Annotated in this window: 19 protein-coding genes; 11 read left to right on the top strand and 8 right to left on the bottom strand. The window is 62.7% G+C overall.

Going from position 1 to position 25,044, the window contains the following annotated elements:
- Positions 1–6 precede the first annotated feature (6 nt).
- The 3 genes from treZ to treY are packed head-to-tail and all read left to right on the top strand — an operon-like array spanning position 7 to position 7,018.
- Positions 7–1,935 carry a malto-oligosyltrehalose trehalohydrolase gene (gene treZ, locus PQQ51_RS07025; protein ID WP_408495966.1) on the top strand — a complete coding sequence of 643 codons (1,929 nt, stop codon included), beginning with the start codon at positions 7–9 and terminating at the stop codon, positions 1,933–1,935.
- Positions 1,932–4,151, top strand: coding sequence for a 4-alpha-glucanotransferase (malQ, locus tag PQQ51_RS07020; RefSeq protein ID WP_408495965.1), 2,220 nt, complete (start codon positions 1,932–1,934; stop codon positions 4,149–4,151). The genes treZ and malQ overlap by 4 nt, the downstream gene beginning before the upstream one ends.
- Positions 4,148–7,018 carry a malto-oligosyltrehalose synthase gene (treY, locus tag PQQ51_RS07015; protein ID WP_408495963.1) on the top strand — a complete coding sequence of 957 codons (2,871 nt, stop codon included), beginning with the start codon at positions 4,148–4,150 and terminating at the stop codon, positions 7,016–7,018. The genes malQ and treY overlap by 4 nt, the downstream gene beginning before the upstream one ends.
- A gap of 102 nt (positions 7,019–7,120) precedes the next feature.
- Here the strand turns inward: treY and PQQ51_RS07010 are convergent, their stop codons facing one another.
- Positions 7,121–7,558 (bottom strand): nuclear transport factor 2 family protein, encoded by a 438-nt coding sequence (locus PQQ51_RS07010; RefSeq protein WP_408495962.1) that lies wholly within the window; start codon positions 7,556–7,558, stop codon positions 7,121–7,123.
- Between the two features lie 158 nt (positions 7,559–7,716).
- Between PQQ51_RS07010 and PQQ51_RS07005 the strand changes: the two genes are divergently transcribed.
- The 6 genes from PQQ51_RS07005 (at position 7,717) to PQQ51_RS06980 (ending at position 15,758) form a co-directional block, all read left to right on the top strand.
- Positions 7,717–8,361 carry a TetR/AcrR family transcriptional regulator gene (locus tag PQQ51_RS07005; RefSeq protein ID WP_408495960.1) on the top strand — a complete coding sequence of 215 codons (645 nt, stop codon included), beginning with the start codon at positions 7,717–7,719 and terminating at the stop codon, positions 8,359–8,361.
- A gap of 22 nt (positions 8,362–8,383) precedes the next feature.
- Positions 8,384–9,856 carry a dipeptidase gene (locus PQQ51_RS07000; RefSeq protein ID WP_408495959.1) on the top strand — a complete coding sequence of 491 codons (1,473 nt, stop codon included), beginning with the start codon at positions 8,384–8,386 and terminating at the stop codon, positions 9,854–9,856.
- A gap of 168 nt (positions 9,857–10,024) precedes the next feature.
- On the top strand, positions 10,025–10,783 hold the full coding sequence (locus tag PQQ51_RS06995) for a FadR/GntR family transcriptional regulator (RefSeq protein WP_408495958.1): 759 nt from the start codon (positions 10,025–10,027) through the stop codon (positions 10,781–10,783).
- Positions 10,784–10,833: 50 nt separating this feature from the next.
- Positions 10,834–12,549, top strand: coding sequence for an IlvD/Edd family dehydratase (locus PQQ51_RS06990; protein ID WP_408495956.1), 1,716 nt, complete (start codon positions 10,834–10,836; stop codon positions 12,547–12,549).
- A gap of 26 nt (positions 12,550–12,575) precedes the next feature.
- Positions 12,576–13,502, top strand: a complete 927-nt coding sequence (locus tag PQQ51_RS06985) for a dihydrodipicolinate synthase family protein (RefSeq protein ID WP_408495955.1) — start codon at positions 12,576–12,578, stop codon at positions 13,500–13,502.
- Between the two features lie 63 nt (positions 13,503–13,565).
- Positions 13,566–15,758 carry a beta-galactosidase gene (locus PQQ51_RS06980; protein ID WP_408495953.1) on the top strand — a complete coding sequence of 731 codons (2,193 nt, stop codon included), beginning with the start codon at positions 13,566–13,568 and terminating at the stop codon, positions 15,756–15,758.
- A gap of 99 nt (positions 15,759–15,857) precedes the next feature.
- On the opposite strand, the gene PQQ51_RS06975 is transcribed toward PQQ51_RS06980, so the two are convergent.
- The 3 genes from PQQ51_RS06975 to PQQ51_RS06965 form a co-directional block, all read right to left on the bottom strand.
- Entirely contained in the window at positions 15,858–16,580 is a 723-nt protein-coding gene (locus tag PQQ51_RS06975; protein WP_408495951.1) for a sulfite exporter TauE/SafE family protein, read from the bottom strand.
- A 104-nt stretch (positions 16,581–16,684) separates the two neighbouring features.
- A complete protein-coding gene (locus PQQ51_RS06970) occupies positions 16,685–18,028 on the bottom strand; it encodes a hemolysin family protein (RefSeq protein WP_408495949.1) in 1,344 nt (447 codons plus the stop codon).
- A gap of 97 nt (positions 18,029–18,125) precedes the next feature.
- Positions 18,126–18,932: a sensor histidine kinase gene (locus tag PQQ51_RS06965; protein WP_408495947.1), complete on the bottom strand. Its 807-nt coding sequence runs from the start codon at positions 18,930–18,932 to the stop codon at positions 18,126–18,128.
- Positions 18,933–19,132: 200 nt separating this feature from the next.
- Between PQQ51_RS06965 and PQQ51_RS06960 the strand changes: the two genes are divergently transcribed.
- Both PQQ51_RS06960 and PQQ51_RS06955 read left to right on the top strand, forming a co-directional pair.
- A complete protein-coding gene (locus PQQ51_RS06960; RefSeq protein WP_115778996.1) occupies positions 19,133–19,474 on the top strand; it encodes an FKBP-type peptidyl-prolyl cis-trans isomerase in 342 nt (113 codons plus the stop codon).
- A 55-nt stretch (positions 19,475–19,529) separates the two neighbouring features.
- On the top strand, positions 19,530–20,303 hold the full coding sequence (locus tag PQQ51_RS06955; RefSeq protein WP_408495944.1) for an AraC family transcriptional regulator: 774 nt from the start codon (positions 19,530–19,532) through the stop codon (positions 20,301–20,303).
- Between the two features lie 56 nt (positions 20,304–20,359).
- Here PQQ51_RS06955 and PQQ51_RS06950 read toward each other — a convergent pair whose 3' ends face one another.
- From PQQ51_RS06950 to PQQ51_RS06935, 4 genes are all read right to left on the bottom strand, one after another.
- A complete protein-coding gene (locus PQQ51_RS06950) occupies positions 20,360–21,550 on the bottom strand; it encodes an O-succinylhomoserine sulfhydrylase (protein WP_408495942.1) in 1,191 nt (396 codons plus the stop codon).
- 313 nt (positions 21,551–21,863) lie between these two features.
- Positions 21,864–23,414, bottom strand: a complete 1,551-nt coding sequence (gene purF / locus PQQ51_RS06945) for an amidophosphoribosyltransferase (RefSeq protein WP_408495940.1) — start codon at positions 23,412–23,414, stop codon at positions 21,864–21,866.
- A 161-nt stretch (positions 23,415–23,575) separates the two neighbouring features.
- Positions 23,576–24,070 (bottom strand): CvpA family protein, encoded by a 495-nt coding sequence (locus PQQ51_RS06940; RefSeq protein ID WP_408495938.1) that lies wholly within the window; start codon positions 24,068–24,070, stop codon positions 23,576–23,578.
- A 7-nt stretch (positions 24,071–24,077) separates the two neighbouring features.
- Positions 24,078–25,037 (bottom strand): SPOR domain-containing protein, encoded by a 960-nt coding sequence (locus PQQ51_RS06935; RefSeq protein ID WP_408495936.1) that lies wholly within the window; start codon positions 25,035–25,037, stop codon positions 24,078–24,080.
- Between the last annotated feature and the right edge of the window lie 7 nt (positions 25,038–25,044).

Genomic DNA, 25,044 nt, shown 5'->3' with positions numbered 1-25,044 from the left:
CGAATCATGTCTGAAAGTCCGATCGATCCTCACGCGCATCATCACGCGCACTGCCTGCCGTTCAGCGCGCAGTTGCTGGGTGCGGCAGGCGCCAGGCCGCGCACGCGGTTTCGCTTCTGGGCGCCATCGTGCAAAATCGTCCAGGTGGAAATCGACAATGGCCCGGCGCAGGGCGCGCATGAAATGACCGCGACCGGCAATGGCTGGTTCGAAGCAACCGTCGACAGCGGCGCGGGCACGCTGTATCGCTTCCGGCTCGATGGCGAACATGCGGTGCCCGACCCTGCGTCGCGCTTCCAGCCGCAAGACGTGCACGGTCCGAGCGAAGTGATCGACCCGCGCGCGTACCGCTGGGAGCACACGAACTGGCACGGACGGCCGTGGGAAGAGACCGTGCTGTACGAGTTGCATGTCGGCGCGATGGGCGGCTATGCGGGCGTGCAGAAGCGTTTGCCGGCGCTCGCCGCGCTCGGCGTGACGGCCATCGAGTTGATGCCGCTGAACGATTTTCCCGGCAAGCACAACTGGGGTTACGACGGCGTGCTGCCGTACGCACCCGATTCCGCTTACGGCCGCCCCGAAGCACTGAAAGCGCTGGTCGACGCCGCGCACGGTCTCGGCCTGCAAGTGTTTCTCGACGTGGTCTACAACCATTTCGGTCCGGACGGCAACTATCTGCACAAATACGCGCGCTCGTTTTTTCGCGAAGACACGCATACACCGTGGGGTCCGGCGATCGATTTCGCGCGCAGTGAAGTGAGCGACTTCTTCACGGACAACGCGGTCTACTGGATCAACGAATATCGGATCGACGGCCTGCGCTTCGACGCGGTCCACGCAATCGACAACCCCACGTGGCTGCGCGACCTGTCGGACCATATCCGCGCGAAGGTGCAGCACGGCCGGCACGTGCATCTGGTGCTGGAGAACGAACACAACAGCGCGAGCCTGCTCGACGATCATTTCGACGCGCAATGGAACGACGACGCGCACAACACGCTGCACGTGCTGTTGACGCGCGAAACCGAAGGCTACTATCACGCATACGAGGACCAGCCGATCCGGCGACTTGCGCGCGTGTTGTCCGAGGGCTTTGCGTATCAGGGCGACCCGTCGCCGATTCACGACGGCGCGCCGCGCGGCGAAGCGAGCGGGCATCTGCCGCCCACTTCGTTCGTGATGTTTTTGCAGAACCACGATCAGATCGGCAACCGCGCATTCGGCGAGCGTCTGCGCAAACTGACTTCCGACGAAGCGTTGCGCGCCGCCACCGGCCTGCTGTTGCTGTCGCCGCAAATTCCGCTGCTGTTCATGGACGAGGAACACGGCTCGACGCAGCCGTTCCTGTTTTTCACCGACTACAGCGGCGATCTCGCCGATGCCGTGCGCGAAGGACGTCGGCGTGAATTCGCACGCTTCTCGTCGTTCAGCGACGAAAAGCGACGCGCGCAGATTCCCGATCCGAACGACGTGAAGACGTTCGCGGCATCGTCGCCGCCGGACTCGGCGACGCAAACGCAAACGCAAGCTGCGGACGAGGAAGCGAAAGACCGCCTCGAATGGCGGCACTTTTACCAATCCGCGCTTGCCGTGCGGGCCAAACTGATCACGCCGCGCCTGAAGCATTCGAAAGCGCTCGGTGCGACCGTGCTGAGCGGCGTCGACGGCAGCGACGCGAACGCGCTGATCGCCCGCTGGAAACTCGCCGACGGCGAAACGCTGTCGATTGCGCTGAATCTGTCGAAGGACAACGTGGCGCTCGCGGATGTGCCGCACGGCAAGCTCGTGTTCGAAACGCCGCCGCGCGTGCGCGAGCAGATCGACGCCAAAGTCTTGCCGCCGGATGCGTTTGCCGCGTGGCTCACCGGCAGTGTGTGCGATTACGCCGCCGGCCACGATGCCCGCATCGCCGGTCAACAGGAGCACAACGCGTGAGCGCCACCCGCCGTCAAACCGATACGATCTTGACCCTTGCTACTCGCGCCGGCTTCGAGGTGGAGTGGGAGGACGCGCACCACGAGACCCAGCACGTGCCCGAGAGCACGCTCGCCGTGCTGCTCGAACGAATGGGCCTGCCGTGCGCGAACGCGACGCAGATCCGTCAAAGCGCCGCCGCGCTGGACGCCGAGTTGTCCGGCCGCAAACTCCCGCCGCTGATGACCGCCGAGGTCGAGCGCGGCATCGCACTGCCGGCCGCGGCGATCAAATCCGGCAGTCACTACCGGATCGAGCTCGAAAGCGGCGCGATCATCGACGGCCGCTTTACGGCGCCCAAAGGCGAGCAGGCGCTGCTCTCGCCGATCGACGAACCCGGCTATCACACGCTCGTGATCAACGAGCAACGCATCACGTTGGCGGTGGCGCCGGCGCATTGCTACAGCGTCGCCGACGCCTGGCGCACGCTGCATGGCGGCACCGGCGACGCCGCCTCTGCCGCTGCAAAAAAAGCGCCGCCGCTGTGGGGCGTCGCCGCGCAGTTATACGGGCTGCGCCGCACGGGCGACGGCGGCATCGGCGATTACACGGCGCTCGCGCAAATGGCCGTGCAAAGTGCGAAACGCGGTGCTCACGCGCTCGCCGTCAGTCCGACCCATGCGATGTTCAGCGCGGAGCCGAATCGCTTCAGTCCGTATTCGCCGTCGTCGCGTTTGTGGTTGAACGTCACGCATATCGACCCGGCCGCGGTGTTCGGCGCCGAAGCCGCGCACGCGGCGCTCGACACCGCGCAAGGCGGCGCAGCGTGGTCTGCGCTCGAAGACCTGCCGCTGATCGACTGGCCGAACGCAGTCGTGCTGAAACTGAAGGTATTGCGCGCGTTGTACGAGACCTTCTGTACACAGGAACGCGCGAAAGACACACCGCGCGCGCTGGAATTTCACGGCTTCTGCGAACGCGCCGGTCGCGCGCTCGAAGACCACGCGCGTTTCGAAGCGCTACAGGCGGCGCAACTCGCGCAGGAAGACGGTCAAGGTCATTGGCGCGACTGGCCCGACGCGTTGCGCGATCCACGCAGCCCGGAAGTCGAAGCATTCGCCGACGCGCATCGTCACGAGGTCGATTTCCATCTGTTTCTGCAATGGCTGGCGGCCAAGGGTTTGTCGCACGCCCAGCAAGCCGCGAGCGATGCCGGGATGGCAGTCGGTCTGATCGCCGATCTGGCCGTGGGCTGCGACAGCGCCGGCAGTCACGCGTGGTCGTATCGCGACGACATGCTGCAAGGCGTGTCGGTCGGCGCGCCGCCGGACCTGTTCAACCAGGCGGGCCAGGCGTGGGGCCTCACGACCTTCTCGCCGCGCGCGATGCGCACGCAAGGCTTCTCCGCATTCATCGACATGCTGCGCGCCGCGTTCGCGCACGCAGGCGGCATCCGCATCGATCACATTCTCGGTTTGCGCCGACTGTGGCTCGTGCCCGAAGGCGAAAGCGCGCGCAACGGCGCGTATCTGCGCTATCCGCTCGAAGATCTGCTGCGTCTCATCGCGCTCGAATCGTGGCGGCATCGCGCGATCGTGATCGGCGAAGATCTCGGCACCGTGCCGCCCGGCTTTCGCGAACGGCTCGACGAACATGCGATCGCCGGCATTCGTGTGCTGTGGTTCGAAGGCGCGACGAACGGCGGCAAGGGCTTCAAGCCGCCGCACGAGTGGGACCGCAACGCAGTCGGCACGACCACCACGCACGATCTGCCGACGGTCGCGGGCTGGTGGCGCGGCGCCGACATCGTGTGGCGCAACCGCATCGGCCAGACGCTGGCGCGCGCCGACGGCCGCGATCCGGAGGAAGCGGCGCAGGAACAGCGCGCCGAAGATCGCACGCTGTTGTGGAGCGCGTTTCAGCAAGCGGGCGTAGCCGCGCCGGATGTCGCCGCGCCGCCGCCCGGCGAGGCGCCGGTGGACGAAGCGCTCGCGTTCGTCGCGGCGACGCCCGGCCCGCTCGTCACCTTTCCGCTCGAAGATCTGCTTGCGCAGGTCGAGCAGCCGAACCTGCCCGGCTCGATCGACGAACATCCGAACTGGCGCCGCCGCGTGAGCGTGCCCGTCGAAGAACTGTTCGACAACGATACGTTTTGCGATCGCCTGCTGGCGGTCGATCGCGCGCGCACTGCTTCTGCTTTTTCCCTTAACGCTTCTTCGGAGCCTGATACGCCATGACCGTCCCGCGCTCCACGCTTCGCCTCCAGTTCCATCGAGGCTTCACCTTCGACGACGCCGCGAAGCACGTCGACTACTTCGCCGCGCTCGGCATCAGCCACCTCTACGCGTCGCCGATTACCACCGCCGAGCCGGGCTCGATGCACGGCTACGACACCGTCGACTACACGCAGGTCAGCGCCGAATGCGGCGGCGAGCCGGCTTTGAGACGTCTCGTCGACAAACTGCACGCTCACGGAATGGGGCTGATCGTCGACGTGGTGCCGAACCACATGGGCGTCGGCGGTTCGAGCAACGCGTGGTGGCTCGATATCCTCGAATGGGGACGGCATAGCGCGTATGCGCGCCATTTCGACGTCGACTGGCATTCGCCCGATCCAGCTTTGCGCGGCAAGGTGCTGGTGCCGACACTCGGCGCGCCTTACGGCGAAGAACTCGCCGCGGGTCGCATCGAATTGAAGTTCGACGCCCGGATCGGGCGTTTTTATATCGGCTACGGTCCGCATGTGCTGCCGGTGTGCCCGACCGATTACGCGTCGATTCTGCAAAGCGCGGATCGCGCCGATCTCGCGGCGCTCGCCGAACGCTTCCAGGGTCTGACGACGCAACCCACCGATCAGCCGCGCGCCGTCGAAGGCCGCGACATGCTGCGCGAATTCGTCGCGCAGCACGGCGAGTCCGCCGTCGAGATCGTGCTGGAAGCGTATGCGGCAGCCGACCCCGTCACGCGCGACCGCTTGCATCGGCTGATCGAACGGCAGCATTTCCGGCTGGCGTGGTGGCGCACTGCGTCCGACGAAGTGAACTGGCGGCGCTTCTTCGATATTTCGACGCTGGCCGGTGTACGCGTCGAACGACCCGAAGTGTTCGAGGCGGTCCACGCGATGGTGTTCCGTCTCTATCAGGAAGGCGTGGTGGACGGCTTGCGGATCGATCACGTCGACGGTCTTGCCGAGCCGCGCGAGTATTGCCAGCGTCTGCGTCAACGTCTGACCGAGTTGCGCGACACCACGCCTTATGTGGTCGTCGAGAAAATTCTCGGACGCGGCGAACCGTTGCGCGACGATTGGCCCGTGGACGGCACGACCGGCTACGACTTCATGAACGACGTGGGCGCGTTGCTGCACGATCCGGCCGGCGCCGAGCCGCTCGCCACCACGTGGGCTGAACTCACCAGCCGCAGCGCGAAGTTCGCCGACGAGGCCATCGTCGCGCGTCGCAAGATTCTGGCCGAAAACCTCTCGGCGGAACTGGATCGTGCGGCACGTGCGTTGCATCGCATCGCCCGAGATTCGCTGACGACGCGCGACTTCACGTTCACTGCGCTGCGACGCGTGCTCACCGAACTGGTCGTGCATTTTCCGGTGTATCGCGTGTATCCGCAGAACGGCCTGCGCAGCGCGGAAGACAACGTGTATTTCGATCAGGCGCTGGCCGGTGCGCGCGCCGCGCTATCGCGGGCGGACTACGTGGTGCTGGAGCGCGTGAACGCGTGGCTCGGCGGCAGCGCCGACGACACACCCGCCACGCGGCCGAACGCGCCGGCCCAGCCACAGCAGAACGGCGCGCCGCCGCCGAGCCACGCCGGCTCCGCACGACGCACCGCGCAAACGCTGTTCTCGCAATTGACCGCGCCGGTCGCCGCCAAAGCGGTGGAAGACACAGCGTGCTATCGCTACGGACGTCTGCTGTCGCGCAACGAAGTGGGCTCCGATCCGGGCGAGTTCTCGTTGTCGGTGGAGCAGTTTCACGCGACCAACCTGGAGCGCTCGCAGCGCTTTCCCCACGCGATGCTCGCCACCGCGACCCACGACCACAAACGCGGTGAAGACGTGCGGGCGCGTCTCGCGGTGCTCAGCGAAATCGCCGACGAATGGAGCGCGAAGTCGCGCGCATGGTCGACGCTGAACGCACCGCATCGTCGCGCGCTCGACGGCACGCCGATCAGCAGCGTGGGCCAGGACACGAGCTACGACTGGGCGCCGGGCCCGGCCGCCGAAGCGATGCTGTATCAAACGCTGGTGGGTTGCTGGCCGCCGAACCTGTCGCCCGCCGACGAAGCCGGCGTGAAGGAGCTCGCCGAGCGCGTCGCGCAATGGCAATTGAAGGCGCTGCGGGAAGCGAAACTGCAAACCAACTGGCTCGCACCCGACGAAGCGTACGAAGCCGGTTGCCGCGACTTCCTGTTCGACATTCTCGCGCCGCAGCGGCGCGACGGTTTCCTGAGCGAACTGTCGGCATTCGTCGCGCGGATCGGCCGCGCCGGCGCGCTCAACAGTTTGCAGCAGACCGTGTTGCGCCTGGCGTCGCCTGGGATCCCTGATCTTTATCAAGGCACCGAGTTGTGGGACTTCAGTCTGGTCGATCCCGACAATCGTCGCCCGGTGGATTTCGCGCAGCGTGAGGCGTGGCTCGTGCAGACACCGCCGTCGGAGTTTCTGTCGACGTGGCACGACGGACGCGTGAAGCTCGCCCTCGTGCAGCGGGTGCTGGCGCTGCGCGCGCATTTGCCGGAATTGCTGAGTCAGGGTGCCTATCTGCCGTTGACGGTGCGCGGCAAGCAAGCGGCGAACGTGATCGCGTTCGCGCGACGGCGCGGCAATGCGTGGGCCGTCGTGATCGCGAGCCGGCTGGCTGCCGGATTGCTCGGCGATGCTGTCGATGCGAACGACGTGCCGATGGTCGATCCGGCGAAATGGGACGATACGGCCATCGAGATGCCAGTCGATTTATCCTCGCGAGCGTTGTTCGACTGGTTGAGTCCCGCCGCGCCGAAGGTCGATGAAAACGGGCTCCTGAATTTGCGCGATGCGTTGGGCACGATGCCGGTGGCCGTGCTCGTCGAGGACGGCGTGCCGCGGGGTTGACGGCGCGGATTGAAATTGAACGCGTAGCGGGCGGTTAAAGCACTCAGGCTTTAACCGCCCTTTTTCATTGAAGCGATCACTGCTGAAAGTCACCTCGCTCAACTAGCGTTGCTGCGCACGTTTGACCGCTTCGGCCATCTGTTCCGCGACGCGTCGCGTGTCCCAATACACCTGCCCTTTGTACATCCGGTCGCCGCGGATATTGAAGCGGTCGACGCCCTGCCATTCGAGCGCCTGCCCCGCTACGGTCGCCGACGCTTGCCATTCGATCATCACGGCGTCGCCCGTCGGCGCCCATTGCAACACCTCCACTTTCAGATCCGGTAGCTGGCTCAGCACGCCACGAAAATGTTCGATGACGCCGCGCCGGTCCGCGGGTTCCGTCATCGGTGGAATCAGGTTGCGGGTGTCTTCGTGCATGAGCCCTTCCAGATTGTCGGCGGCGGGGTTTTGCCATTCCTCGGCGAAGCGCTGTACGACCGTGCGGGCATTGCTCAGTTGCTCCGCCGTGGGCGGAAGGTACTTTTCTGCTGGGGTCATTCGGATTGCTCCTTGAAACGATTGAGGGACGACGCAAGGTCGAGTCCTTGTGCGGGTGTGTTCGCTGACGCCCAAACACATACATCAAGACTTTCACATACATCGTGTATGTATACTACAATCCGAATCTGAAAAATCAAGAGGCAAAAACATCCGTCATGCCGAACCCCGGCCCATCATCCCAAGCGCCTAAATCCCGCCGCGAGGAATACGCGGACGCCACTCGCCAGGCGCTGATCGTCGCCGCCGGTGAGTTGTTCGCTGCGGAGGGTTACCAGCAGGTCGGCGTCGAGGCGATCGCACGCAGCGCGCGCGTGACCCGCGGCGCGTTCTATCACCACTTCGCGGACAAAGCCGAGCTCTTCGACGCGCTGGTCGAATCGCTTCAGGCGGCCGCCGCCGCCAAAGTAAAATCCGCAGCCGAAGCGGCGACGAAAGCGAAACGCTTGAGCGCCGGCATTCGCGAATTTCTCGAGGTGTGCACCGAACCCGCCTACCGGCAGCTCGTGATCGAAACGGCGCCCGCGGTGCTCGGCCCGGCGCGTTGTCGCGAGATCGAGGAGGCGCATGTCTACGGGCTGCTGATCGGTGCGCTGACGAGCCAGGCGGCCGCTAGCGAAAAGGCGAAGGCCAACGCTTACCTCGCTGCCCGGATGATCGGCAGCATGGTGTGCGAGGCCGCTCAGTTGCTGGACGGCGCGGAAGATCCTGCCGCGATGAAAGCGGATGCATTGAAGCTGGTCGAACGGATGGCCGGCACGCTGGTTACCCACAAAAGCCGCGCAGCCGCGGCTCATCAATAAGCCGCGCCCCACAGGAGCATTCATGCAGCTCGACTGGCCAACTATCCGAACCGGTATCGCCGACACCTGGCACGACACGGTCGTCGACATCGCCGGCTGGATGATTCCGCTGGACCCGCAAGCGGACGTCGTCGATTACTTTTTGCTGAGCGCCGACGAACCATGCTGCGGCGGTTGCGTGCCGCGCAATCCGTTGACGTCGATCGAGGTGCAGATGGCCGTGCCGCTGGCTCCGCGAGCGGACGCGCTCAGGTTGCGTGGCCGTTTGCTGCGGCTGCTGGACGACCCCGCGGGATGGCGCTATCGATTGGTCGATGCGCGGCCGCTCGATGTACAGCCCACGCCGTCGCGCACCTTCAGCCGGCGTGCCTTTCTGGCCTCCGGCGCTGCGTTGGGGCTCACGGCTTGTGCGCCAGGCCGTTTCGCGGGCTATACCGAACCGCAGGACGCGGCGGCGTCGGCAGCGACTACGGCTACGGCTGCGCAGACCACGAGCGCGCCGTCGCAATGGCTGCCGCCCAAGGACACCTTCACGATCGACATGCATAGTCACGCCGGCCGCGTGATCATTTCGCGCAATCCGACAATCGGCGCGAACCGGCCGTTCACGTCGCTGGCCGCGCCGATGCGTCGCGGCGGCATGAACGTGATCTGTCTGGCGATCGTCACCGATACTACCGTTACGCGCGTGGCCGACAACCGCAAGCGTTTCGAAGCCTGGCGCGAGCCGCAGCCGGGCGAACTCTATGCGCTCGGCCAGACCGAGTTCGAGCGCGCGCATCGTTTGATCGAACGTGAGCAGATGCGCGTGGTGACGGATTCCGCGTCGCTGACGGCGCTCGCTCCGCTCGGACCGTGCGTGATCATGGCGTCGGAAGGCGGGGATTTTCTCGAAGGCCAGGTGGATCGCGTCGACGAGGCTTACACGCAGCATCAGTTACGTCATCTGCAACTGACGCACTACCGGGTCAACGAACTCGGCGACATCCAGACCGAGCCGCCCGTTCACGGCGGCCTGACCGATACCGGCGCGGCGGTAATCAGGCGCTGCAATGCGCTGGGGATCGTCGTCGACGTCGCGCACGGCACCTACGACCTCGTGAAACGCGCGGCCGACACGACGACCAAACCGCTGGTGTTGTCGCATTCGGCGCTGGCGGCGCACCCGAGCGCGAGGAGCCGGATGATCACGCCGGATCATGCGCGGGTGATCGCCGGCACGGGCGGCGTGATCGGCGTGTGGCCGAGTTCGGGATCGTTTCGGGATTTGTCCGCGATGGCCGAAGGGGTCAAGCGGATGGCGGACGTGGTCGGCGTGGAGCACGTCGGTTTGGGGACGGACATGCTCGGCTTTATTTCGCCGCCGGTGTTCAGGAGCTACGAGCAGTTGCCGGATTACGCCAGTGCTTTGCTGGGCGCCGGGTTCTCGCAGACGGAGGTGGCGGCGATTCTCGGGGGCAATTATCGGCGGGTGTTTGAGATGTCGGTGGGGTGAGGTTGGCGACGCACAGTGCGTCATACCGACGGCCTTAATTGACAGTGTCCCCGGGTTTACACTGCTTGATACGGCCAAATTTGTCATACATATTACCGATACGTTAATTTATATGTATAACTTATTTGCACCGTGAACCTGCCAACAGAGGGCGCCCAGTCGCCAACCATGACGACGCTGCACGAAGCTATCGTATCGACACTGGTCAAAGAGATCGCGTCGGGCGCCTATCCGCCAGGCGCGGTGCTGCCCAAAGAGATGGCTCTCGCATCGACGTACGGCGTGAGCCGCACTGCGGCTCGGGAAGCGATGCAAAAGCTGCGTTCACTCGGCATGATCGAAGTCAGACGCCGCAAGGGAGCCACGGTCCTGCCCCGCAACGAGTGGCACCTGCTGGATCCCGACGTGCTGGGTCCGGCCGTTCAACACGTCACGGACCTGTCGTTCTATCAGTCCTTGCTGGAAGCCCGCCTCGCGATCGAACCACGCGCGGCTGAACTCGCGGCACAGCGCGCCACCCATCACGATCTCGCCCGCATTTCCGCAGCCCTCGACCGCATGGCGCAGGAGGCGCACGGTACCCGTGGAGCAGGTTGGCCCGACGCCGATCTCTGTTTTCACTCCGCGATCATCGAAGCATCGGGCAACTGGGTATTCAAACAACTTATCGTCACCGTCCAGGCAGCGCTCGACAGCAGCATTCGCCTGACCGGTAGTCGCCAGACGTCAGTCGAGACGGCGCTGGAGCAGCATCGCAATGTCTACGATGCGATCCGCCGACGCCAGCCGACGGAAGCCCAGGCAGCGATGACATGGCTGCTGCATTCCACACGCCGTGATTTTGAAGAGCTGGAGCGGAACTGGTCCACCAGTCCTACCGATCCTTCGGCTACAGGCGGCACGCGCCGGCAGCGGAAGCCGGACTAGTCATGGGCTTTGCCTGACATCACCCACACAACGGATTAAAGAGGAAAGAGTTGAAACGCAAACTTCGCTCGCAACAATGGTTTAGTAGACCTGATAAAGATGGATTCATCCATCGCTCCTGGATGAAGAACCAGGGTATTCCGCACGACGCTTTCGACGGGCGCCCCGTAGTCGGCATTTGCAACACCTGGTCGGAATTGACACCATGCAATGCTCACTTTCGCGAACTGGCGGAGTATGTCAAGAAAGGGGTACACGAGGCTGGCGGTTTGCCGCTCGAGTTTCCTGTGATGTCGCTTGGCGAGTCGAATCTGAGGCCGACTGCGATGCTGTTCCGCAATCTTGCTTCAATGGATGTCGAAGAGTCGATTCGCGGCAATCCGATCGATGGCGTGATTCTGCTGGTGGGCTGCGATAAAACGACACCCGCGCTATTGATGGGTGCTGCGTCGTGCAACCTGCCCAGCCTTGCGGTCTCAGGCGGCCCAATGCTGAACGGCCGTTTTCGTGGGCGCAGCATCGGCTCGGGAACCGGTGTCTGGCAGATGTCGGAAGAACTGCGCGCCGGCAAGATAACGCAGGAAGAATTCACGGAGGCGGAATCGTGCATGAACCGTTCGCGCGGACATTGCATGACGATGGGAACCGCTTCGACGATGGCTTCCATGGTCGAAGCGCTAGGTATGGGTCTGCCGCACAACGCGGCGATACCGGCGGTGGACGCCCGCCGTCAGGTGCTCGCCCATATGGCCGGTCGAAGGATCGTCGAGATGATTCATGAAGATCTGACCATGAAGCAGATTCTCACGCGTCAGGCGTTTGAAAATGCAATCCGTACGAATGCCGCGATTGGCGGCTCGACCAATGCAATCGTGCATCTGATTGCAATAGCCCGGCGTATCGGCGTCCCTCTGACGCTGGAAGATTGGGAGTTGGCATCGGAGATTCCGTGCCTGCTGAATCTGCAGCCGTCGGGCGAGCATCTGATGGAAGATTTCTACTATGCAGGCGGCTTACCGGCCGTTCTGAAACAGCTAGGCGAACAGAATCTACTGCATCGCGATGCGTTGACCGTCAATGGCAAGACCATCTGGGCCAACGTCGAAAAAGCGCCGAACTACGACGAACAGGTTATTACAACCTTTGCCAGGCCGTTCAAGCCGAGGGCGGGTATCGCCGTACTCAAAGGCAACCTCGCGCCCAACGGCGCCGTCATCAAGCCATCGGCTGCGACGCCGGCACTGCTCAAGCACCGCGGCCGCGCGGTCGTCTTCGAAAACGTCGAAGAACTGCACGCAAAAATCGACGACGACGCACTCGACATCGACGCGCACTGCATCATGGTACTCAAAGGGGCCGGCCCGAAGGGCTACCCGGGATTTGCAGAAGTCGGCAACATGCCGCTTCCCAAGAAGGTATTGAAGACTGGCGTTACCGACATGGTGCGCATATCCGACGGGCGCATGAGCGGTACCGCCTACGGAACAGTGGTGCTGCATGTCTCACCCGAAGCAGCGGCGGGCGGTCCTCTTGCGTTGGTTCGCACGGGAGACATGATCGAACTGGACGTCGAAGCACGACGCCTGCATCTCGAAGTATCCGACGAGGAGCTTGCGAGCCGCCGAGCCGAATGGCAGCCGCCCGAATTGCCCGAGCGTGGCTATAGCCGGCTCTATGTGCGACATGTGCTACAGGCTGAGCAAGGTGCGGATCTCGACTTCCTGGTCGGATCCAGCGGAGCAGCGGTTCCGCGCGATTCACACTGAACACCCCATCACGAGTTCCGGAAACGATGAAAACCACCCGCTCCCACACCCGCGAACCAGCCGGCATCTGGCCGGTCCTTTATGCGTTCTTCGATTCGGCCAATAATCTTGATCGCCATGCGATGCGGGAACAGGTCAGGCACGTGCTCGCCGCAGGTGCACCGGGAATCGTGGTGCTCGGTCTCGCGACCGAAGTCAACCGGCTTTCGGCCGACGAGAAGCGCGAGATCGTCGACTGGGCTGTTGTCGACATTGAAGGTCGCGTCCCGTTGGCAGTCACAGTAACGGGAGACACAGTAGAAGAACAGGTCTCGCTCGCCGAATATGCGCTAACCCGTGGAGCAGAAACTTTCATCCTGCAGCCGCCATCCATACGCGGCAGAGATGAGTCGTTTTATTTCGATTTCTTCTGCGAAATCATGCGACGTATCGATGCGCCATGCGGAATTCAGAATGCGCCGGAATATCTAGGTGTCGGACTCTCGACGCCTTCGTTAATTGAACTTGCCCATCGGCGGAGCAACTTTAGCTGGCTCAAATGCGAGGGGCCGGCGCTCGTGGTTCACGCGACGATCGAAGGATTGCGCGCTCAGGATGCCTCTCTACCGGTATTTAACGGTCGCGGCGGCCAGGAACTTCTCGACAATCTGCGCGCAGGCTGCGCGGGCATGATCGTCGCGCCAGACGCCTTTGACAGGCAGGTTCGGATTTACAACTCGTTCGTCGACGGTCAGGACCAGCTCGCTCTATCAGGCTATATGGACATCCTTCCCGAAATCGTCTTCGTCATGCAATCGCTGGAAAATCTCACCTGCTACGGCAAGCGCATTGCCGCGTGGCGTATGGGGTTGGAAGTCAAGCACGATCGCGGAACTTCGCCGAACCCGTTCGGACTGGCATGCGCTCGTCGTTTTGCCTCGCAATTGAAAACTTACCGGTCACAGGAAGATTAGAGAGCAGCGATAGATCGACGATTAATTCAACGAGACGTTTACGTCTTTCAGGAGGAGCAACGCATGTTGACCAGAAGAAGATTTCTTGCTTCAAGCATCTTGGCGCCAATTCTTTCCGCCTGCGATGGTTCGGATTCCAAATTATCTGGCGGGATTCCAGTGGGAGCTTCCAGTCAGATGAATCAAAATGTGAAGGCCGCTGAAACACGAGGCCGAATGACAGCGGGAAAGAACGGACAGTTTCTTCTCGATGGAAAGCCGTTCGTCATGGCCGCCGGCGAACTGCATCCCGGTCGCATTCCCTACCAATATTGGGACCAGCGCATCAAGGCCGTGAAGTCCATCGGATTCAATACGATTTCCATTTACGATTTCTGGTCCGAACACGAAGCCGATTACGACGAGGCACTCGGGCCGACATTCGACTTCAAAACCGATGAGAAGAATCTGCCGGCCTTCCTGGATCTGTGCAAATCAAACGATATGTGGGTTTTTCTTAGACCGGGTCCATTCGTCGACGCATTCTGGGACCTGGGGGGCATTCCGGGCTATCTACTCAAAAACGACGGTATCGTCCTTCGATCATCGACTGATCCTGTTTACATGGCGGCTGTCGAACGATATGTCGCAGCACTGGCGCCCATCATCAAGCCTCGGCTCAGCAACGCCAGCGGTCCGATCCTGATGGTTCAGGTTGAAAATGAATACACGTCGTATGCCTATGATAAAAATTATTTGTCGGCTATCCGCGCGCTATGGCAAAAATACGGCATTGGGGTGGACGGGAATGTTCTACTCAGCACCAATAATGGCATAAGCGATGGGACTGTTTGGGGTGGGGCCGGTGCACTCACCGACCAGCCGATAGGCGGCGATCCTCTGTATGCCGAATCCGTGGTGGCCTTGTACGCAAACTACAAACAGCCAATATTTGGGTCGGAGATATACTCCGGATGGGACACGTTAGCCGATAACAGTGTTATGTATGGCGATTCGAGCACCGTGACGAATTGCGAAAGTATCGTACCGTGGATAAAAGCCTTCATAAAGGAAGGCATTTCGTTTTCCGTCTATGTTGCACACGGTGGCACAAGTTTCGCCTATGGCGCTTCGGGCTCCTATGATGCAAGCAACGGGATTTTTAACCCCAACGTGACATCGTACGATTATCGTGCCCCAATCAATGAACAAGGCGATAAGGCGTACAACATTGCAGACAACGCTGGTGTACTTTCCCTTTCATCTTATGACCGGATTCGGGAAGTCTTTCAGGCCTCACTTCAATCGGCTCCCCCTACATACACTTTGATAGGGCCGCTCGATTCTGTTCAGCAAGCGGGGGCGCGGGGCACATACGGAACTATTCCCGCGATGACGAAGCCGTCCGCGATGATCTCCCTGCCTGCCGACAAGATCCAGCTCGATATCGCGGCATCGATATGGGATAACTTGCCCACCCCCGTCAAATCGACCACCGGTGCCGTCTCTTGCGAGTCGGCCGGCATGTATGCAGGCTGTGGTGCCGTTTACTCGACGCAAACACCAGAAATTCGCGGAATAAAGTACCTTACTATCCAGTCCCTTGCGGACGTTGCAACGGTTTTTGTCAACGGAGTGCTCGCTGCGATTATTGACCGACGTACCGTGCAGGGCGTCTCAATGGGTTCTGTTCTTCTCAAAGATACGTCCTCTAATCGGCGCTCTGTCGTCCGGCTGGATTTTGGCGACATCGCGCGATCGGCTACGATCGAAATATTTGTCTATACCTTTGGACACACCCACAAAGAATTCACTGGGCAGAAAGGCGATAACTTCAGGAAGGGAATGTGGGGGCCAGCGTGGCTAACAGACGTCTTGTCCCCTGCGCCATCCTGGATCACGTTGTCCAACTGGAATATTTACCCTCTCCCTATGACTTCCGCAAGTTATCCGTCGACGCTTAAGCCACTGACGTCCGCCAGTCAGAATCGCGCGGGAATGTTCTTCTCGGCAAGGTTCAACCTCGAAGCGGTTGGCGACACTTATATTGATGTCTCCACATGGAACCTGGGCGTGGTCTGGGTAAACGGTCACAACATCGGAAGGCACTTCGCGGCCTCAGGCCCGCAAAAAGCATTGTTTTGTCCGGCAGTCTGGCTTCGGACGGGCGCCAATGAGATTGTCATTTTCGACAATTACGTAACCGACCTATCCAAAGTTTCTCTTTCGCTCTTAAACATCAGGAGTACCTATGATAGCCGGCCACAAGCCACGTAGACGCGGGACGCACCAACATGAATGTGAAGTCCGCCGGTCATCGTTCTGAGCTCGACTTCCGGATCTGGTGGCTTTGCCGCCGGATCAACTTCCAGCACATCACCGCCCCGCTGCCCACAACAACGACAACCCCGAAGACAGCATCAACCCATCGACGACCAGCTTGAACGCCGCCGGACTCATCCGCACCACGATGCGCCGCGCGGCGAACGACCCGAGCATCAGCGAAGAACCGGTGATCAGCCCGTCGATCACCACATGGAGCGGCAGCGCGCCGAAGTGACTGAAGACCGCGACTTTCGCGCCGTACACGGACAGCGACCCGGCGGCCTCGGTCGCGAGAAACGCGCCTTTGACGAGGCCATAAGACATGAACACGGGTACGGTAATCGGGCCGGTCGACACCACGATACCGGTGAGAAAACCCACCGCCGCGCCGATCAGCGAAAGATGCCACAGCGAGAACTTGACCTCGCGCCGCGCAAGCCAGCGCCGGGTCGGCACCATCGCGACGAAGAACAGCCCGAGCGCGATCTCGACCGCGTGCGGCGGCAGCGCCAGCAGCGTGCGTACACCGAGCGCGGCGCCGGGCACAGCGGTCACGCAATAAGCGCCGCAAGCACGCCAGTCGATTTCGCGCCACCATGCGAGGATCTTGCCGAAGTTGCCCATGATCGCGGCGATCGCCATGATCGGCACGGCCTGCTGCGGCCCGAACAGCATCACAAGTACGGGCATCAGCATCATCGAAGAACCGGTGCCGATCACGCCGCTCAGCGTGCCCGCCAGCAATCCGACACACAGCACCAGCAGATATCCCATGTCGTCCTCGAGGTTTGGACGACGATTTTACTTGAGACCCTACGCGATGCGTTTGCCCAGACCCGACATGAAAGCCGTTCTGTCGGGCTCGACCTATCAGTCGATCAACCGCCCTCGTCGTCGAAGACCTTCGGATAGACGCGCACGAGCACGATGCGCGGCCCTTTCATCTTCTTGACCACCACGTCGAAGCGGTCGAACTCGATTCGCTGCCCTTCGCTCGGCAAATCGTTGAGCGCGTGGATCACGAGGCCGCCGACCGATTCGGCCTTGCCCTCGTCGATATCGATACCCAACGCCCGTTCCAGCGACACCACCGGCAAGCTGCCCTTGCCCATCAGCGTGCCGTCGTCCATCCGCGTCCAGTCGGCGTCGCCCTGACGGAATTCGTCGTGAATCTGGCCGACCAGCGCACCGAGCAGGTTGTCGAGCGTCAGGAAGCCGATCGGCTTCGAGTTCTTGTGACCGACCAGCGCGAAGTGCGGCGCGCCCTTCCTGAAGCGGCGAAACAGTTCGAGCGCGGGCATGTCCGGCTTCACGTATTGGACGGGTCGCGCGTATTTGGAGAGGTCGTCGAGGGTGCTGCCCGCATGCCGCGCGAGCAGCAAGTCCTTCAGATGGATCATGCCGGCAACGCGCTCGCCGGCCGCGTCCTCGAACAGCGGATAACGGCTGAAGCGATGCTGTGCGACAACCTGCATGTTGTCGCGCAAAGGCAGATCGCGCCGCAAGCCGATCATTTCGTACGCCGGCCGCATCAGATCCGACACGGTCATGCGCGAGAAATCGAGCGAGTGGGCAATCGTGTTCCACTCGTCCTGACTGTACGCGCCATCCGGCGAACCCAGTTCACTCGCGACGCTGGCGCGGCGCCCGCGCAGGATCAGCTTGAGTTCGTCGGTCGAATAGTGCGAATCGTGACCGTGATCCGCGTCGAGGCCCGCGAGTTTCAGCACCGCGTTGGCGCTCGTGTTGAGCACCCAGATCGCCGGATACATCGCCCAGTAGAAACCGTACAGCGGCGTGGCGGCCCACAGCGACACCTTCTCCGCTTCACGGATCGCGAGCGACTTCGGCGCCAGTTCGCCCACCACGATATGCAGAAACGAAATGCACGAGAACGCGAAGAACAGCGAAATGCCGTGGATCAGTTTCTCCGACTCCACCCCGAGCACCTTGAACAGCGGCGTGAGCAATTCCGCGAACGCCGGCTCGCCGATCCAGCCGAGCCCGAGCGACGCCAGCGTAATGCCCAACTGGCACGCGGAGAGATACGCGTCGAGCCGCCCATGCACCTTCGCGAGCAGACGCCCGCGCATCCCGTGTTTCGCGGCAAGGCTTTGCACGCGCGTTTGCCGCAGCTTGACCAGGCCGAATTCCGCGGCGACAAAGAAACCGTTGAGGGCAACGAGAAACAACGCACCGATGAGGGCGACAACCTGGATCAAAGCGAAAGGCTCCGGCAACAAAAGTTGTCAGTATAAGGACTGAGCGCGGTATGAAGAACTAACGCGGCGAGCCGGGCTTTCCAGCCGGCGCCGCCGCTCATGCATTTGCGGTGGCACTGAGCGGCACGCGCAGCGTGAGTGTTGCGCAATCGCCTGCTTGCGGCTCGCCCTGGTCGAAGCTGCCGCCGTGTGCTTCCGCGACGCGTTTGCACAACGCCAGCACCCACGCAATACGTTTGGCTTCGCGCGGTTCGAGTGACTGTTTGCGAGCAAAGGCTTCCAGCAGATGCGGCAAGGCCGGGTCCTGCAACGCGTCCGGATTCGCGCTGAAGGTGACGGTGGCGTGCCACGCACGGGCGTCGGCACGCGCGGCCAGCGTGACAGTTGCACCCTCGGCGCTCGCTTCGACGGCGAACGTCAGCATCACCCAGAGCGCGGCGGCGAGACGCTCCCGATCGCCGTTGAGTTGCTCGGTGGCGAGCTGCGAGTCGATCGTGACCTCGACGCCGCGTGAACGCGCGAGCCCTGAGCGGACTTCGTCGACGGTTTCGTCGAGCAGCGGATGCAGCGAAAAAGGCGCATAAGCGAGCGCGAGCGCTTTGGTTTCGGCGCGCGTGGCGTCGACGATCGTTTCGAGCAGCTTCACCTGCTGATCCACGCCGTTGCGAATGCCGGTGACGGCACGCTGCGAGTTGGGGTCGTTCGCATCGAGCTTGCGCTCGAGCACGTACGCCCAGCTATGGATGGCGTTCAGCGGACCGCGCAGGTCGTGCGACACCAGCGACAGCACGTGGTCGCGCATGAATAGCGCGGTCTCGGCACGCAGATGCGCGGTGCGTTCAGATACCGCGAATCCGGCACGGACCGGCTGTTCGCCAGCAGTTCCGGTGGAAGACGTTGTCACGATCGAGCCCTCTCAGGCAGTGCATGGAAATTTGAAAGAAGCCCCATTATAGGCATGCGGTCCGGCGCGACCAGCCTGGCCAGATGGCCAATCAGGACGCAATCCACGTGCCACCTACCCAAGCTCGACAATGCGACGCCAACAGCGACGCCAACACGCCTACAATGTCGGTTTTTACGATTTGACCTGAGGAGCGATACATGTCGACTGTGACTACTGAATCCGGCCTGAAGTACGAAGACATCGTCGAAGGCAGCGGCGCTGAAGCCGTCGCCGGCAAGACCGTTAGCGTGCACTACACCGGCTGGCTGACCGACGGCCAGAAGTTCGACTCCAGCAAGGACCGCAACGACCCGTTCGCCTTCGTGCTGGGCGGCGGCATGGTCATCAAGGGTTGGGACGAAGGCGTGCAGGGCATGAAGGTCGGCGGCACGCGCAAGCTGACGATTCCGCCGCAACTCGGCTACGGCGTGCGCGGCGCGGGCGGCGTGATTCCGCCGAATGCGACGCTCGTGTTCGAAGTCGAATTGCTCGGCGTTTAAGTTTTTCGCGGTTTTTGCAAGCGAACGCCGCCTCGCCTCGCTGCCCATCCGCCCAATGAGCCACGCCGCAATCCATGCACCCAGCGTTTCGCTGCGCCGTTACGGCGCGGTCGAGGCGTCGGACGTGCACGACTTTCATCAGGTGGTGCTCGGCCTCGACGGCGCGATGGTGATGGCGGTAGACGGCGTCGCGCAACAGATCGACGCCGGCTCCGCGTGGCTGATCCCGGCCGGCGCGCGCCATGATTACGCGGGCCTCGGCGAGAACCGGCAATTGGTGCTGGATCTGCCGGCTGCGTCGCTTGCGGTACCGGAGCGTCTGTTCGACCGCGCTCGGGCCGTGACGGTGGATGCGTCGCTCACGCAACTCGTCCACCGGATCGCGGCGCACGCCACAGGTGGCGCTCAAGGCGACGATCTGGACACACGGCGTTTTCATTGGGACGCAGCGGCGCGTTTGGGCGCTGCGTTAGTGGCGGATTCAGGCGCCACGACCGGCGCACACGCGCCGGGGCTCGATTTCGCGCGCATCGACCGCTGGCTGCGCGCGCATTTGTCGGAACCGCTGCGGATCGCCGATCTCGCCGCGCATTGCGGCTTCGGCATGCGACGCTTCCACCAGCTTTTCATCGACGCATTCGGCGAAACGCCGCACCGCTATTTGCAGCGGCTGCGGCTCGATACGTCACTGGGTTTGCTGTCCGATCCGCGACTGTCGCTCAGCGAAATCGCGCTGGACATCGGTTTCGGCGACCAGAGCGCCTACACGCACGCGTTCACGCGGCGCTTCGGGCTCGCGCCCGGCCAGTGGCGCGCGCTGCGCCACTGAACCGCTGAACCGCTGAACTACCAGGCCAAGCCGCGAAACAATCCGCGCGCCGCGGCTCAACCCGCCAGACCGCGCTCCAGATCGCCGCGGATATCGCCGGCATTCTCCAGACCTACCGCCAACCGGATCAAGCCTTCGCTGATGCCGGCAGCCGCGCGTGCTTCCGGCGTGACGCGGCCATGCGTGGTGGTCGCCGGATGCGTGATGGTCGTGCGCGTGTCGCCGAGATTACCGGTGATCGAGCAGATCTTCGTGCTATCGATCACGCGCCATGCGTTCGCGCGCATTGCCTCGGGCGTGTCGCCCTTCAATTCGAACGACAGGATCGCGCCGCCCGACTTCTGCTGACGCATCGCCAACGCGTGCTGCGGATGCGACTCCAGGCCCGGATAGAACACGCGATTCACGGCCGGATGCGTTTCGAGCCAGCGCGCGATTTCCAGCGCATTCGCCGACTGCTTTTCGACGCGCAGCGACAGCGTTTCCATGCCCTTCAACAGCACCCACGCATTGAATGCGGACAGCGTCGGTCCGGCGCTGCGCACGAACGGAAACACCTTTTCCATGATGAACTGCTTCGAGCCCACCAGCGCGCCGCCGAGCACACGGCCCTGGCCGTCGAGAAACTTGGTGGCCGAATGCATCACGACGTCGGCGCCGAGCTTCAGCGGCTGCTGCAACGCCGGACTACAGAAACAGTTGTCGACCACGAACAGCGCGTTTGCCGCCTTCGCGATCGTGCTGATCGCCGCGATATCGGAGACTTCGGTCAGCGGATTCGACGGTGTTTCGAGGAAGAACATCTTCGTCTCGGGACGCACCGCGTTTTTCCACGCGTCGAGATCGGTCGGATCGACGAAGGTCGTCGTGATGCCGAACCGGGTGAAAATCTGCGAGAACATGCCGAGCGTGGAACCGAACAGCGCCTGCGAGCTGACCAGATGGTCGCCGGCTTGCAGCGTGGACATCACGACCGACATGATCGCGGCCATTCCCGAAGCCGTCGCCATGCAGGCCTCACCGCCTTCGAGCGCGGCCAGACGATCCTGGAACATCGAGACGGTCGGGTTCGTGAAGCGCGAATAGGTGTAGTTGTCTTCGGAGTTCTTGAATTTTTCGGCGGCGTCCGCGGCGCTCGAGAACACGAAGCTCGAGGTCAGGAAGATCGCTTCCGAGTGTTCGTTGAAGTCGCTGCGCGCAGTGCCCGAGCGGACTGCCAGCGTATCGAAGTTCAGGGAGTCGTCCATGTTGGTTCTGTTTTCCAATGTTCCATGGCTGGGTTCAGTGTCGAAGCGTGTGATGTATCGCACCGCATCACATCACATCGCACCAAACGGCAGCAACAAAAAAGCCCGCTTTGCGTCGGCATAAGCGGGCTTCATGTGCGGGGAAAGCTGGAGCGGAGGCGGACGATTGCGGCTTTTCCACCATTCGCTTTAGCTGTTTTGGGTTGCCCCGCGTCCGCAAGCTGAGATCAAATCGACGCAAGCCGCCATGCTATCACGCTCGCGGCGTAGCGTGCAGTCAAAGCCACGCAGAGCCACGAGCGCGTGCGCGCGTTCAACCCACCGACAGTTGCAGATGCAGTTGCGAGCGTGCCGGTGCGCCGCCGTCGATCGCTTCGCTGGCGGCGTCGCGGTCCGATTGCGAGGACGGCGCGAGACGCGCCGTTTCGATGCGGTCGAGGTACTCGGTGGTCACGTCGCCGGTCACGTAGTTGCCGTCGAAGCACGACGCCTCGAACTCCTTCAGCGCCGGGTTGATGTCGCGCACCGCCTGCTTCAACGCGTCGACGTCCTGATAAACGAGATAGTCGGCGCCGATCATCCGCGCGACTTCGTCGTCCGTGCGGCCGTGGGCGACCAGTTCACCGCGCGTCGGCATATCGATACCGTAGACGTTCGGGAATTTCACCGGCGGCGCCGCCGACGCGAAAATCACCTTGTTCGCGCCCGCATCGCGCGCCATCTGCACGATTTCGTGCGAGGTGGTGCCGCGCACGATCGAATCGTCGACGATCAGCACGTTCTTGCCCTTGAACTCGATACCCATCGCATTCAGCTTCTGACGCACCGACTTCTTGCGCACCGCCTGACCCGGCATGATGAAGGTACGGCCGACATAACGGTTCTTGAAGAAGCCTTCGCGATATTCGACGCCCAGCTTCTTCGCGACCTGCATTGCCGCCGGACGCGACGAATCGGGAATCGGCATCACGACGTCGATCGCGACGTCGGGCAATTCGCGCTTGATCTTCTCAGCGAGGTAATCGCCCATGCGCAGACGCACGTTGTAGACCGGCACGCCGTCGAGCACCGAGTCCGGACGCGCCAGATACACGAGTTCGAAAATGCACGGGTTCAGGCTCGCGTTCGTCGCGCATTGCTGCGAGTGCAGATTGCCGTCGATATCGATGAAGATCGCTTCGCCCGGCGCCACGTCGCGCACGAATTCAAAGCCGATACCTTCGATCGCCACCGATTCCGACGCCAGAATCCACTCGACGCCTTCAGCCGTTTCCTGCTTGCCGAGGCACAGCGGACGAATGCCGAACGGGTCGCGGAAGCCCAGCAGACCGTAACCGGCGATCAGCGAAACGATCGCATACGAACCCCGCACCCGGCGATGCACGCCCGACACCGCCTTGAACAGCGCGGCCGGATCGAGTTGCAGGCCCGAACTGGACAGCTGCAATTCGTGCGCAAGCACGTTGAGCATCACTTCCGTGTCGGAATTGGTGTTGATGTGGCGGCGATCGATGCGGAACATCTCATCTTTCAGTTGCTGCCAGTTGGTCAGGTTGCCGTTGTGCGCGAGGATGATGCCGAACGGCGCGTTCACGTAGAACGGCTGGGCTTCTTCTTCGCTCGACGCGGAGCCGGCGGTCGGGTAACGGACCTGGCCGATACCGGTCGTGCCGGGCAGGCTACGCATGTTGCGCGTGCGGAACACGTCGCGCACCATGCCGTTCGCCTTATGCATGTGGAAATTGCTGCCGTTCGCCGTCGCGATGCCGGCGGCGTCCTGACCGCGATGCTGCAGAAGCAGCAGGCTGTCATAGATCAGCTGATTGACCGGAGAATGGGAAACTACGCCTACGATGCCGCACATGGCATGTCCTTCAAAGGTACGAAATTCGTCATGGCGACCGTTGCCCGCGAAGGTCTCCGAGGAGACTTCCTTAGGTGCGCGCACGAAGGTGCGCGACGTATTGCGAGGCAACCGGATTGCGCCGGAGTCCTGCTGCGTTCCTCTAACGGTTCACCAGATCGTCACACACGGACGTAGGCAGCGAGCGTCTCGGGAAGCAGCGGTTTCATTACGTGCACGCCCTCGACCGCATAGGGCCGCAGCAAGGCGTTGCGCCAGAATTCCTGTTGGGGCAGTTCGGTCAGGCCAGCGAGGGCGACCAGAATCAGCACCAGTATGACCCCGCGTACGAGGCCGAACATCAGACCGAGCGAACGGTCGACACCGCTCAAGCCGGTCGCCTGCACGATGCGGCTCAGCAGCGCATTCAGCACGCTCGCTACCAGCACCACACCGATCACCACCAGCGCGAACGCCAGCAGCCACTGGGTCAACGCGCCGCCCGGCCACGTGGACGGGATCAACGGCACGACATAACCGACGAAGCGGCAGGCAATGAAAAACGCCGCAATCCAGCCGATCAGCCCGAATACCTCGGACAGGAAGCCGCGCCATGTGCCGCGCAACGCCGACAAACCGATCACCGCCATTACAGCGTAGTCGAAGGCCGTGAACATCGCTCGCTTACTGTGCGGCGCCGCTGTTCGCACCGGACGTCAAACCGGCCTCGCGAACCTTTGCAATCGCGGCGCTGGCCGCTGCCCGGTCCGCGAACGGGCCGGCGCGCAATAGCGTGAGCGTCGATCCGTCTGCCTGCTTCCGATGTTCGGTATATGCGGGCACGCCCGCCGCTTTCAACTTGGCGGCCCAGGTCCGTGCGTTGGCGTCGTTCGCGAACGCGCCGAGCTGCACGGCGAAACGGCTGCCCGGCGGCGAAGCCGGCGTGCCGGAATTCGCGTCCGCGCTGGCGGCGGTGGCGTTCGTGCTGTCCGTGCCCGGAGCCGGCGAGGTTGCCGCGCTGTGCGTGGCGGGTGCTTTGGCCGCGGGTTTGGCCGGCGCGGACGTCGCCGGAGTTGCCGGCGCCGTATTTGCCGCGATGGCCGGTGCCTGAGGTTTTGCCGCCGGCTTGGCCGCGGGCGCTGCGGTTGTCGTGTCCGCGCTTTGCTGCGTGGTTTGCTGCGGGTTTTGCTGTTTAGCCGCACCGGACTGGCCAAGCTTGGCTGCCGTTGTCGGCGCAAGGCTGGAGGCGGCGAGTGCCGCGTCGGGTGAAGTCGGATTATCAGGTGCTACGCCGGCCTGCGTGTCTTCGTCGGTCTTGGCGATCTTCGGCGCGGGCCGGTTTGGGATATCGATGGAAATGTCGTCGGTAACGGGCTTCGGGTGCGAATCCAGCACCATCGGCAGGATCACCACAGCGGCGGCCACCAGCGCGATCGCACCAACCAGCCGGCGCCGCGCACGCTGCTTTTCCGGCAACGTGGGGTCGAGCAGCATCGCATCGGCATCCACGGTGCGCTCCGTGCGGCGGGTTCGCCGCTCCACGCGCTCGCCGCCGCGCTCGGCACGGGAAGCACGTGTGGAACTGGTGTTTGCGCCGCGCCGGGTAGGTGCGTCGTCTTTCTTGCCGAACGAGAAAATTCCCATGAATCGC

It is taken from the genome of Paraburkholderia xenovorans (assembly GCF_046030735.1).
In the GTDB taxonomy this organism is placed as follows: domain Bacteria; phylum Pseudomonadota; class Gammaproteobacteria; order Burkholderiales; family Burkholderiaceae; genus Paraburkholderia; species Paraburkholderia xenovorans_A.
The sequence above is the reverse complement of the archived record's forward strand: the minus strand, read 5'-3'. Positions and strand labels throughout refer to the sequence as shown.